The sequence below is a fragment of the Mesorhizobium sp. M1399 genome (assembly GCF_040317735.1).
Taxonomy (GTDB): Bacteria; Pseudomonadota; Alphaproteobacteria; order Rhizobiales; family Rhizobiaceae; genus Mesorhizobium.
In genome coordinates this window covers 82,744-94,085 of sequence record NZ_JAMYKZ010000015.1, presented here as the reverse complement: position 1 = coordinate 94,085, position 11,342 = coordinate 82,744, and the positions used below count along the sequence as shown (strand labels likewise).

Sequence of the window (11,342 nt, the reverse complement as noted above, 5' to 3'; positions counted from 1 at the left end):
CGCGCGATCGGCCATTGATCGGCTGTTGGCGATGCTGGCATTTCCGCGCCGTTTCGCAGCGCATGCAATTTCCCATGGCGATTTCCCCTCGCAATGACCCGCGTCGCGCGTTTCCAACCGGCTCTCACCATCTGCAAAAATACTTTAGTTGTGGCTTGACAATTTGTGTCATCGGCGAAATACTCAAGTCCATGCTTAACTATTCCGAGATCGACAGCATCCTGCGGGCTCTTGCCGAGCCGACGCGGCGGGCAATCCTGGAAAGGCTGGGCCGCGGGCCGGCCACCGTCAGCCAGTTGGCGGAGCCGTTCGGCATGACCTTCGCCGCGGTGCTCCAGCATCTCCAGGCGCTGGAAGCGTGCGGGCTGATCCGCAGCGAAAAAATCGGACGCGTGCGCACCTGCCGGATCGAGCCCGGCGGGCTCGCCCCGCTCGCCGACTGGATCGCCGCGCGCCGCACGCCGGCCGAACGCCACCTCGACCGTCTCGGCCAGATTCTGGCGGAGACTGACCAACCGAACGCAACACTCCACGACCAGGAAAAGGACGAAGAGAAATGAACCAGATTGCGCCCGTGAACGACCACTCCGTCATCCATTCGACCTTCACGATCGAGCGGACCTATCCGCAATCGCCCGAGCGCGTCTTCTTCGCCTTTTCCGACAAGGCGACAGTGCGGCGCTGGCGCGTCGAAGGTGACGGCTTCACCATCGCCGAGTTCACCTTCGATTTCCATGTCGGCGGCGGCGAGGTTTCGCGGTTCAGCTATCAGGGCGGCCCGGAAATCAGGCTCGATGCGCAGTTCCAGGACATCGTCCCTGACCGACGCATCGTATTTTCCTACCGGATGGCGGTCGGGCCGCAGCCGCTGTCGGCGTCGCTCACCACCGTCGAGCTCGCACCCTCCGGCGACGGCACTCGCCTGACCTATACCGAACAGGGTGCGTTTTTCGATGGCATTGATTCAGCGCAAGGACGCGAAGAGGGCACGCGCGGGCTGCTGCAGGCGCTCGCGGCCGAGCTTCAGAAAGCGAAGTAGTAGGTGTCGGCATGCCGGGCGGAGCCCAAACAGCAATCCGCCCGAATTGCTTCCGCTATGCTTTACTCGCGAGCCAGACGATGTGACGAGCGCCGCGCTTGCCGTGAGCCCGCACCTTAACCTCGTCGACCGTGAAGCCCGCCTGCTTGAGCCTTCGGGTGAAACCTGCGTCAGGGCCCTGCGACCAGACCGCCAGCACACCGCCGGGCTTGAGCGCGGCGCGTGCGGCGTTGAGGCCGGTGCCGCTGTAGAGCGCATCGTTGGCCTTGTAGACGATGCCCTCGGGACCGTTGTCGACGTCGAGCAGGATCGCGTCCCAGGCCGATGCTTGCGAACGGATGAGCTGACCGACATCGGTCTCGTGAACACTGACGCGCCGGTCGTCAAGGCAACCGTCGAAAACCTCGGCCATCGGGCCGCGCGCCCATGTCACGACTGCCGGCACCAGTTCGGCAACAGTGACCTGCGCATCGTCGCCGAGCTCGGCCAGCGCCGCGCGCAAGGTAAAGCCCATGCCCAGGCCGCCGATCAGGATGCTTGGGTTCCGGCGGCCGGCAATCCTTTGACGGGACAGTTTGGCCAGCGCCTCTTCGGAACCGCTGAGCCGACTGTTCATCAGCTCGTTGGCGCCAAGCATGATCGAGAATTCGCCGCCGCGCCGTTTCAGGCGAAGCTCCTGTCCGCCGTCAGGCGTTTTTGCCGAGTCCAGCTGAAGCCAGGGGATCATGCTCGATAGTCTTTGAGCATGATCTTGTCCGAAAACCGGTTCCCACTTTTCGCTAACGCGGACCTTCGGTTCGGGATCATGCTCTATGCCGCCAGTGCCGGCTGGCTCCAGCGGGCGGCAAGCAGCCGGTAAGGGATCAGCGCTACCACCGCTATGATCAGCTTGACGCTGAGATCGCCGAGCGCCCAGGATATCCAGCGCATCGTCTCGACTGGCAGCATGCCCATGAGCGGTGCGGTCTCCAGCGCAAAGCCATCGTTCGGCCCGGCGAAGGCGAAAGCCGCCGCGAAGGCGACGGTGAAAAACACAACCGTATCGAAAACGGAGCCGACCAGCGTGCCGACGATCGGCGCGCGCCACCAGCTCTGCCGGCGCAGTCGGTTGAACACGGTGACGTCGAGCAATTGCGCGGTGAGGAAGGCCGCACCCGACGCCGCGGCAATACGCACCAGCCGGTCGGCGGCGGTCTCGAATTCGATCAGGCCGTGGCGAAACAGCAAGGGCGGGATGACGATCGAGCAGACCACCGCTGTCATGAACCCGACAAAGACGATCCTGCGCGCCACCGCCGGGCCGTAGCGACGATTGGCGAGATCGGTGACCAGGAAGGAGAACGGATAGGTGAAGGCGCCCCAGGTCAGGATGTCGGCCAGCGACAACCCGCCGATTGCGCCCTGCATCGGAAACTGCACGAGGATGTTCGAGGCCACGACGACGAGCGCCATGGCGGCCACGAAGGGCAGGTATCGCGAGAGGAAAATCATTTTTTTATCCTGGGTAATGGAACCAGCGGAACGCGATCCGGAGTTCGGATCACGCCCTGGAAGGCGGCTGCCGCCGAAAAATTCAGGCGGCCGGCTGTTCGGCGAGCTTCTTGGCGATCTGCTTCTTCAACAGGCGGGCGCGCTGCGACAATTGCTTGGCATCGGCCTTGGCCAGGAAGGCATCGAGGCCGCCGCGATGCTCGACCGAACGCAGCGCGTTGGCCGAAATGCGCAGGCGCACATTCTGGTTCAGCGCTTCAGAGATCAGCGTCACATTGACGAGATTGGGCAGGAAGCGACGCTTGGTCTTGTTGTTGGCGTGGCTCACATTGTTGCCGGACATGACTGCCTTGGCAGTGAGTTCGCAGGTGCGGGACATGATACTAACCTTCGGTTCTCGGTCCTAGCCAAACATTCGACCCGCGCCGGGTGGCGCGCGGTTTCGGTCAGGCGGCCTTATGGAAAAAGTTGGCGTTCCATAGTTGCATTTCGCCGATGCGTCAAGCTTGGGGTTGGTTCGGGAGAGGGAATTGCACCTTCAAGAGATGAGCACCAGTGGCGAAGCTGCCGATCTCCCCGCTTGCGGGGGAGATGGCCGGCAGGCCAGAGGGGGTGCTGTCCCTCCGACTTAGCTCCGTTGCAGCCAAAACTCTCGGCACTGGGAGGATAAGCTGGATCTTGGCGATCCTTCCCACCCCCTCTGCCCTGCCGGGCATCTCCTCCGCAAGGGGGAGACCGACAAATTCATCGAGCGCCACATTTTGTTCTTGCTTTGTGCCGGCAGCTATGCTACTAATTTGGGTATGGTGCTGATTCGCGCCGACGACCCGCCCGCCGAGGCGGGTTTTTCATTTCTGGCTTCCGTCACCTCCCACCGACCAGCCCCAGCGTTCCCTGCCGACGCCGCCTTCACATTAAGGCCGGAATTCAGCCTATAAGCGGTCACACAGGGACATGCCAGATCGCCCGTCTCCGGTCGACAATCAAGGACCCGCCATGCCTCGTTCTTTCCTCCATGCCCTGGTCGTGCTGTTCGCCGTCGCGCTGTCGACGACGGTTTCGGCCGCCGAGCCGCAATCCTTCACGGGCGAGTATTCGGTGTCGTTCCTCGGCCTTTCCGTGGCCAAGGCGAAATTCTCCAGCCATTACGAGGGCGACACCTATTCGATCGAGGGCAGCGTCTCCAGCGCCGGGCTCGCCACATTGTTCGACGATACGCGAGGCACGATCTCATCGAAGGGCAAGATTTCGGGCAAGCAGTTGCAGCCGCAGGCGTTTCGCGCCGACTACACGTCCGGCAAGAAGGCGTCGATGATCGACATCCAGTTTGCCAACGGCGTGGTCACCTCGACCAAGGTCGTGCCTGAGCCAAAGAAGCGCAATCCCGAGAATTGGATACCGCTGGTCGGCAGCGATCTCGTATCCGTCCTCGATCCGATGGCCGCGACCGTCATCCATGCCGACAGCCTCGACCAGGTCTGCGGGCGCACGGTGAAGCTCTATGACGGCGAAATGCGTGCCGATCTGAAACTGACCTACGAGTCGAAAGGGTCGATCTCGGTGGCCGGCTACGAGGGCGATACGGTCACCTGCAGGCTGGGTTTCGAGCCGGTGGCCGGCTACCGCAAGAACCGCAAGGCGCTGAACTACCTGAAGAAACGCAGCCGCATCATGGTGACGTTTGCACCGGTCGGCCAAAGCGGCGTATATGCGCCGATCCGCGCCACGGTCAGCACGCAAATCGGCCCGTTGACGGTCAGCGCGGAGCGGTTCGAAGCAGACGAATAGGCGTGATGGTGCGCCGCCAATGGGCCACGGGGCGACGGGTATGGCGCGCGCAACACTGATCGGCTTCTCCGCGGTCGCCATGTGGGCGCTGCTGGCGCTGTTTACGGATGCTTCGGGTTCGGTGCCGCCGTTCCTGCTTTCGGCAATCACCTTTACGATCGGCACCTGCGTCGGCCTGGTTGCCCGGCTGTTCATGCCGGCAGCCGATGGCGCCGCGAAGATACCGCGCCAAGTCAAAATACCACGCAAAGTCTGGGTGATCGGCATTGCCGGCCTGTTCGGCTACCACTTCTTCTACTTCACCGCGCTGCGCAATGCGCCGGCCGTCGAGGCCAGCCTTATCGCCTATCTGTGGCCGCTGCTGATCGTGCTGGGATCGGCGCTGATGCCTGGCGAGCGGCTGGCCTGGAACCATATCGTCGGCGCGCTGCTCGGCCTTGCCGGCACGGTCCTGATCGTCACCAAGGGCGGCGGACTTGCCTTCGATGCACGTTATGCCTTCGGCTATGCGATGGCCGCCGTCTGTGCCGTGTTGTGGTCGTCCTATTCGCTGTTATCGCGGCGCTTCCCGTCGGTGCCGACCAGCATCGTCACCTGGTTCTGCGCCGCCACGGCGGCACTTTCGCTCGTCTGCCATCTGTTGCTGGAAGAAACGGTGCTGCCCAACGGCGCCGGCCAGTGGCTGGCCGTGCTCGGCCTCGGTCTGATGCCGGTAGGGGCGGCGTTCTATGCCTGGGACATCGGTGTCAAGCGCGGCAACATCCAGGTGCTGGGGGCGGCAAGCTACGCCGCGCCGCTGCTGTCGACACTGGTGCTGATCGCCGCCGGCTTCGCCGAGCCGTCATGGCGCATCCTCGCCGCCTGCGTGCTGATCACCGGCGGCGCGGCACTGGCGGCGAAATCGCTGTTGCTGCGCAAGAGGGCCACGAGCGAGGCAAACGCTTGATGCCGTTTCCCGGCGGCATCGATGCCAATGCCAATGCGACGCTGCTGTTTTCATTGGCGGCGGCGGTGATCTATGCGTTCAGCCTCGGCATGCCGCCGCGTCTTTCGCGGTCGGCGGCAAGGACATTGGCGGTGGCGATGCTGGCGGTGCTGGTCGTGCAGCAGAGCGGCCCATGGCTGCTCGTCGCCGCACTGGGCGTCAGCGCCGTCGGCGACGCCTTCCTGTCGCGCGACGGCGAGAAGGCATTTCTTGGCGGCGCGGCCAGTTTTCTTGCCGCGCATGTGCTTTACGTCGTGCTGTTCCTGCGTGCCGGCGGCGGCCTCGGGCTGCTTTTGGCCGAGCCGTGGCGGGCAGCGATCGTGCTGGCGATGGTCGTGTTGGCGCTGGCGATGATTTTCGCGCTCCGGCGCCGCGTCGGCCCGGCACTGCGCCTGCCGATAGGCCTTCGTGTGGCGGCAATCCTCGCCATGGGCATTGGCGCGCTTACCCTGAGTAGTGCCTGGGTCATCGGTGGCGTCGCCCTGCTCATATTGTCCGACGGGCTGCTTGCCGCGGAAAAGTTCCTGCTGCCCGCCATCTCGCCGCACCGTGCCTGGATGCGCCATGCGGTCTGGGCGCTGTATTACGCCGGCCAGCTGGCGATCACCCTGGGTTTCGTTTTAGGCTAGGAATGTCGATATTCAGATGATGCCGGCCTGCAAACGGCGAAAGATCCGACGCTTGGTGCCCATGGGCAAGCCTTTGTGACGCAATCCTCGAGGTCGTCAGATCAGAGGGTAAAAATTCTCGCTTGACCTAGAGCTGCTCCAGCTTGGTAGCCTAGCGCACAATCGGCAGGGTAGGCGACACATGCGCATTTCGGAGGCGGCAGCTACAAGCGGACTGGGTATCGACACTATCCGCTATTATGAAAAATTGGGTTTGCTTCCGAAGGTCAGGCGAGGACGTGACGGGAGGCGGGACTTCTCGGCAGAGAATGTCGAATGGCTAATACTCCTGTCCTCGCTGCGCGAGACAGGTATGCCCATGGAGCAGATGCGATACTTTGCGCGGCTTTATCAGCGGGGCAGCGAGACTCTGCCCGAACGGAAAGCGGTTCTTCTTGATCACGCAGCGCATCTGGACAAGCGGCGAGCTGCGTTGGATGGCTGCGCCGAACTCCTTGCCTACAAGCTCAAACGATATGACGAGATGGCAGAAGAAATATCATGAGAATTATTGTCGTCGGCGCGGAAGGTGACATCGGCAAAGCGGTTTGCGACGAGTTGGGTTCCCGCCACGCGATCATCAAGGCCAGCCGCTCTAGTGGCGACTTTCAGGTTGATATGGCTGACCGCGCATCGCTCGATGCCATGTACGCCAAATGTGGCAAAGTGGATGCCGTCATCTCTACCGCAGGCAATGTCCATTTCGGGCCGCTTGGCAAGTACACCGAAGAGACGTTTATGCTTGGCCTGCGCCATAAGGTCATGGGCCAGGTCAATCTGGTGTTGGCAGGGTTGGCCACTGTCAGCGATGGCGGCTCGTTCACACTGACTAGCGGAGTGCTCGACCGCGATCCCATTCGGATGGGAACAGGGGCGGCAACAGCGAACGGCGCGCTCGGCGGTTTTGTCCTTGGTGCGGCGATCGAGATGCCGCGCGGTCTTCGCATCAATGTTGTGAGTCCCGGACTTCTGGACGTGTCCGTGCCGAGATATGGCGAGTGGTTCCCCAGTCACGAGCCCGTTTCGTCGAAACGGGTGGGGCTCGCCTATGCGAAGAGCGTGGAAGGGGCCATCACCGGCCAAGTGATCATCGTCGGGTAGTTTCGCAGAAATCCTAAGTGTTGGGACATATTGGTCGCCCCCTGAATATCAAGGGTAGTTTCCGTTGCAAAATTTTGGAGGTTCGAGAGTGACTCTTGCGACAACCTGAACGACGGCTTTCCATCCTGAGCGGCTGTTGTCGTTGGGTACCAAGCGTCAGGTCTTCACCACTACGGCGTGCCCGGCAGCCAGCCTGGTTCGGCCAATTCGAAGGCGGCGAAATCGAAGCCCGGCGCCACGGTGCAGCCGACCAGCGTCCATTCGCCGAGGCTGCGTGCCGACTGCCACCAGCCTGCCGGCACGACGATCTGCGGCCGCTCGCCTGCGGCAAGCGCCGTGCCAAGGATCTCCTCGATGACGGGACCGCCTTCTCGATGTATCGACAGCGCCAGCGGCGCACCGTCATAGAAGTGCCAAACCTCGGCCGCGTCCTTGACCCGGTGCCAGGCCGACAATTGGTCCTTCTCCAGAAGGAAATAGATCGCCGTCGAATGGCCGCGCGTGCCTGCCGCGCCGTCGCGAAAGGTTTCGGCATACCAGCCGCCTTCCGGATGCGGCTTCAGGCCGAGCAGGGCGATGATTTCGGCGGAACTGGTCATGCCCTAGCTCCTGGTGCCGCTCAGAAATTGTCCTTGCGCTTGCGGATCTCGGCGAACACTTCGGCGTCGGAGGCCTTTTCCAGGCCGAGATGCCTGCGGATCGCCGGATCGTGCCAGCGCAGGAACGGATTGGTCGACAGTTCCTCGCCGATCGTCGTCGGCAGCGTCGGCTTGCCGTCGGCGCGCAGCGCCTCGATCTTGGCGGCACGCTCTTTCAGCGCCGAATTGGTCGGGTCGACGGTCAGCGCGAAACGGGCGTTGGCCAGCGTATACTCATGTCCGCAATAGACGACCGTCTCGGCCGGCAGCGCTGCGAGCTTTTTCAGGGATTCGTACATCACCGGCGGCTTGCATTCGAGCAGCCGCCCACAGCCGAGCGCAAACAGCGTATCCGCGGCGAATGCCACTTTTGACGCCGGCAGGTGATAGGTGACATGGCCTGCGGTGTGGCCGGGTGTGGCGATGACCTCGATCCGCTCATCGCCGAGGTGGACGACCGAGCCTTGCTCGACGGTTTCGTCGATGCCGGGAATCTTTGCCTTTTCGGCTTCCGGCCCGACGATGCGCAGCTTGAAAAGCTCCTTCAGCGCCAGATTGGCCTCGACGTGGTCGAGATGGTGGTGGGTGGTCAGGATCATCGTCGGTGTCCAGCCGGTGCGCTTGATGGCGGCCAGGATCGGCGCCTCTTCTGGTGCGTCGATGAGCGCCGTCTGGCCGCTTTTGGGGTCATGCACCAGCACGCCGAAATTGTCGCTGCGGCACATGAATTGTTCGATCTCGACCGGCATCATATCTCTCCGTTTACAGGCGCAGACATAGGGCGCCTGCCAGCCGATGTCATCTGCCTTTGTTGAACTTGGACTGCTTCGAAGCTACCGTTCCGCCCATGCATTCAGATATTGTCGACCTCCGTTCCTTCTATTCGACCACGCTCGGGCGCCTGGCCGAACGCTCGATCACCATGGCGCTGTCCTCGCTATGGGCTGTTGTGCCCAACGAGCGGCTGGTCGGCCTCGGCTACACCTTGCCATGGCTGGAGCGCTTCGGCAGCGATGCCGAGCGCGTCTTTGCCTTCATGCCGGCGACGCAGGGCGCGGTGGTCTGGCCGGCGACGGGGCCGACGGCGACCGCCCTGGTCTTCGACGAGGAGCTGCCGCTGGTCGATTCCTGTATCGACCGCATGCTGCTCGTCCATTCGCTCGAACATGTCGAGAACCCGCGCGAGACGCTGAACGAGATCTGGCGGGTGCTGTCGCCGGCCGGCCGTGTCGTCATCGTCGTGCCCAACCGGCGCGGCGTCTGGGCGCGCTTCGAGCATACGCCTTTCGGCAATGGCCGGCCGTTCTCGCGCGGCCAGCTGACCGAATTGCTGCGCGAAGCGAATTTCACGCCGGCGGCGTGGTCCGATGCGCTGTTCTTTCCGCCGTCGCCGCGACGTTTCATGATGCAGTTCCACAATGTGCTGGAGCGTGCCGGCCGGCGCTTCTGGCCGATCTTTTCGGGCGTCATCGTTGTCGAGGCGCAGAAGCGGCTCTATCAGGGCGTCCCGGTGGCGCAGCGCGCCTCCCGCCGCGTCTTCGTGCCGGTTCTCTCGCCGCATGGCGCGCCGACGCTTGGCCGGCTGTCGGGGGCCGAACGTCCGGCGTCGCCAGGATGACGCGTTCGTGATCCGACGCAGGCTTTTTCTCACCTATCTGTCGCGGACGGGTTCGCTGCCCGATTGAAGGCATATGCGGTCGATCCTATGACCGGGGTTTAGCACCGCTTCCGAATGCAAGGATCCACTCATGGCTGATCATCCGGATGTCGAGCCCAGCGCCCAGAAGCTTGCCACGTCGATCGAAGCCAGCAGCCTGCGTGAGCAGCTGGCAACAATCAAATTGGCGCTGACCACCTCGCCAGTGCGAAAACAATTGCTTTGGGCAGCGATCGGCATCGTCGCCGTCATCGTGGCGAGCTCGATCGGGCAGGTTCTGCTCAATCGCTGGAACCAGCCTTTCTACGACGCGCTGGCGCGGCGCGACATGCCGGCTTTCCTGCATCAGCTTCTGGTCTTCGCCGGCATCGCCGGCGGGCTTGTGGTGCTCAATGTCAGCCAGACCTGGCTCGACCAGATGCTTCGCCTGAAGCTGCGCGAGGCGCTGACGCTCGACCTGATCGGCGAATGGATGCGGCCGGCGCGTGCCTTCCGGCTGACCCATGCCGGCGCCATCGGCGTCAATCCCGACCAGCGCCTGCAGCAGGATGCCGGGCATCTCTCCGACCTTTCGACCGGTCTCGGCATCGGCCTGCTGCAGTCCTGCATCCTGCTTGCCTCGTTCGTTGGCGTCTTGTGGTCGCTGTCTTCCGGCTTCGTCTTCCACATAGGCGGCCATTCGCTGGCCATACCCGGTTACATGGTCTGGGCGGCGATCCTCTATGCGGGCACAGCTTCGTGGTTGAGCTGGCTGGTCGGGCGGCCGCTGATCCGCTTCAACAACGATCGCTATACGCGTGAGGCGGAACTGCGCTCCTCGGTGGTTCGCGTCAACGAGAATGTCGATGCCATCGCGCTTGCGCATGGCGAGGCCGATGCCAGGCGCCGGCTCGAATTCGACCTTGGCATGGTGCTGGGCGCCATGCGGCGCATCTACAGCGCCCAGATCAATCTTTCCTGGGTAACCGACACCTATGGCTGGATCACTGTCGTCGCGCCGATCCTCGTCGCTTCCCCGGTCTATTTTGCCGGCGATATCAGCTTTGGCGGCTTGATGATGGCGGTCGGCGCCTTCAACCAGGTCCATTCCTCGCTGCGCTGGTTCATCAACAATATCGGCGGCATCGCCGATTGGCGCGCCACGCTGATGCGGGTCGCCGACTTCCGCATCGCGCTCGGCGACACCGACGCGCTGCACGATACGGAAAGGCGCATTTCGTTCGGCGAAAATCCCGACGGCAGCCTGACATTCGAGAAGCTCGAGATTGCCTCGCCGGACGGATGCACCAAGCTTGCCGAGCCGCATGTCGAAATCCGCGCCGGCGACCGCGTCATGATCACCGGAGATCCGGGCGCCGGCAAGACGCTTTTCTTCCGCGCCATTGCCGGTCTGTGGCCATGGGGCAGCGGCCGGATCGGCATGCCGGCCGGAGAAGCGCCGATCTTCGTTCCGCGTACTCCCTATTTCCCGCTCGGCAGGCTGCGCGAGGTGCTCAACCATTCAGACGGCGCGGCGGAGGCGAGCGATGCCGAGATTTCGGAGGTGCTGGCCGATGTCGGGCTGCAACGCCTGTCGTCCTCGCTCGATCACTCGGCGCGCTGGGAGCGTGAGCTCAGCGACGACGAGCAGCGTCTGCTGGCCTTTGCCAGGCTCGCCTTGCGACGGCCGAAATGGGTGATCATCGACGAGGCGCTGGACGCGTTCGACGGCGCGACGCTGAGGCAAGTGCTGTCGATGCTGGACAAGCGCCTTCCCGACGCCGCGATCCTCAATATCGGCCGCGGCCAGCACAATACCCGCTTCTTCCCGCGAGCGTTGACCATCGTCAAGGATGCCGGCCAACCGCCCCTCAAGCCGGCCCGTGTCAGGGCAGGCGCCATCGAACCGCCCCCGATTATCGCCTCGGCTCGCCGAAAGAAATAGAAGCCAAGCTTTATTTCGCCGCGATCGCGGCGAAAAACTATCGCGATCGTT

The 11,342-nt window shown here is 63.2% G+C and carries 14 protein-coding genes; 9 read left to right on the top strand and 5 right to left on the bottom strand.

All coding sequences use genetic code 11. The features are described from left to right. Positions 1 to 191 precede the first annotated feature (191 nt). Both NKH05_RS24855 and NKH05_RS24850 read left to right on the top strand, forming a co-directional pair. Positions 192 to 560 carry an ArsR/SmtB family transcription factor gene (locus NKH05_RS24855; RefSeq protein ID WP_352483563.1) on the top strand — a complete coding sequence of 123 codons (369 nt, stop codon included), beginning with the start codon at positions 192 to 194 and terminating at the stop codon, positions 558 to 560. Then, positions 557 to 1,039, top strand: coding sequence for an SRPBCC family protein (locus tag NKH05_RS24850; protein ID WP_352483490.1), 483 nt, complete (start codon positions 557 to 559; stop codon positions 1,037 to 1,039). The genes NKH05_RS24855 and NKH05_RS24850 overlap by 4 nt, the downstream gene beginning before the upstream one ends. A 55-nt stretch (positions 1,040 to 1,094) precedes the next feature. Here NKH05_RS24850 and NKH05_RS24845 read toward each other — a convergent pair whose 3' ends face one another. The 3 genes from NKH05_RS24845 to rpmB form a co-directional block, all read right to left on the bottom strand. Next, positions 1,095 to 1,766, bottom strand: a complete 672-nt coding sequence (locus tag NKH05_RS24845) for a spermidine synthase (RefSeq protein ID WP_023721126.1) — start codon at positions 1,764 to 1,766, stop codon at positions 1,095 to 1,097. Positions 1,767 to 1,849: 83 nt separating this feature from the next. Beyond that, positions 1,850 to 2,530, bottom strand: a complete 681-nt coding sequence (locus NKH05_RS24840; protein ID WP_023721125.1) for a queuosine precursor transporter — start codon at positions 2,528 to 2,530, stop codon at positions 1,850 to 1,852. Positions 2,531 to 2,612: 82 nt separating this feature from the next. Beyond that, on the bottom strand, positions 2,613 to 2,909 hold the full coding sequence (gene rpmB, locus NKH05_RS24835; protein WP_023721124.1) for a 50S ribosomal protein L28: 297 nt from the start codon (positions 2,907 to 2,909) through the stop codon (positions 2,613 to 2,615). 617 nt (positions 2,910 to 3,526) lie between these two features. On the opposite strand from rpmB, the gene NKH05_RS24830 reads away from it, so the two are divergent. The 5 genes from NKH05_RS24830 (at position 3,527) to NKH05_RS24810 (ending at position 7,072) form a co-directional block, all read left to right on the top strand. Beyond that, positions 3,527 to 4,318, top strand: coding sequence for a DUF3108 domain-containing protein (locus NKH05_RS24830; RefSeq protein WP_352495630.1), 792 nt, complete (start codon positions 3,527 to 3,529; stop codon positions 4,316 to 4,318). A gap of 40 nt (positions 4,319 to 4,358) precedes the next feature. Beyond that, positions 4,359 to 5,264 (top strand): aromatic amino acid exporter YddG, encoded by a 906-nt coding sequence (gene yddG, locus NKH05_RS24825; RefSeq protein ID WP_352495629.1) that lies wholly within the window; start codon positions 4,359 to 4,361, stop codon positions 5,262 to 5,264. After that, on the top strand, positions 5,264 to 5,932 hold the full coding sequence (locus NKH05_RS24820) for a lysoplasmalogenase family protein (RefSeq protein ID WP_352856978.1): 669 nt from the start codon (positions 5,264 to 5,266) through the stop codon (positions 5,930 to 5,932). Before yddG ends, NKH05_RS24820 begins: the two co-directional genes overlap by 1 nt. Positions 5,933 to 6,113: 181 nt before the next feature. Further along, positions 6,114 to 6,476, top strand: a complete 363-nt coding sequence (locus tag NKH05_RS24815) for a MerR family transcriptional regulator (protein ID WP_352495627.1) — start codon at positions 6,114 to 6,116, stop codon at positions 6,474 to 6,476. Beyond that, positions 6,473 to 7,072 (top strand): short chain dehydrogenase, encoded by a 600-nt coding sequence (locus tag NKH05_RS24810; protein ID WP_352856980.1) that lies wholly within the window; start codon positions 6,473 to 6,475, stop codon positions 7,070 to 7,072. Before NKH05_RS24815 ends, NKH05_RS24810 begins: the two co-directional genes overlap by 4 nt. 170 nt (positions 7,073 to 7,242) lie before the next feature. Here NKH05_RS24810 and NKH05_RS24805 read toward each other — a convergent pair whose 3' ends face one another. Next, positions 7,243 to 7,671, bottom strand: a complete 429-nt coding sequence (locus NKH05_RS24805) for a cupin domain-containing protein (RefSeq protein ID WP_352483497.1) — start codon at positions 7,669 to 7,671, stop codon at positions 7,243 to 7,245. 20 nt (positions 7,672 to 7,691) lie between these two features. Beyond that, complete coding sequence (gene gloB, locus NKH05_RS24800; RefSeq protein ID WP_353026281.1) at positions 7,692 to 8,459, bottom strand: hydroxyacylglutathione hydrolase; 768 nt, start codon at positions 8,457 to 8,459, stop codon at positions 7,692 to 7,694. 98 nt (positions 8,460 to 8,557) lie between these two features. On the opposite strand from gloB, the gene NKH05_RS24795 reads away from it, so the two are divergent. Then, positions 8,558 to 9,328, top strand: a complete 771-nt coding sequence (locus NKH05_RS24795) for a class I SAM-dependent methyltransferase (RefSeq protein WP_352483498.1) — start codon at positions 8,558 to 8,560, stop codon at positions 9,326 to 9,328. Between the two features lie 130 nt (positions 9,329 to 9,458). Continuing rightward, positions 9,459 to 11,291 carry an ABC transporter ATP-binding protein/permease gene (locus NKH05_RS24790; RefSeq protein WP_023721115.1) on the top strand — a complete coding sequence of 611 codons (1,833 nt, stop codon included), beginning with the start codon at positions 9,459 to 9,461 and terminating at the stop codon, positions 11,289 to 11,291. The last annotated feature ends 51 nt before the right edge of the window (positions 11,292 to 11,342 follow it).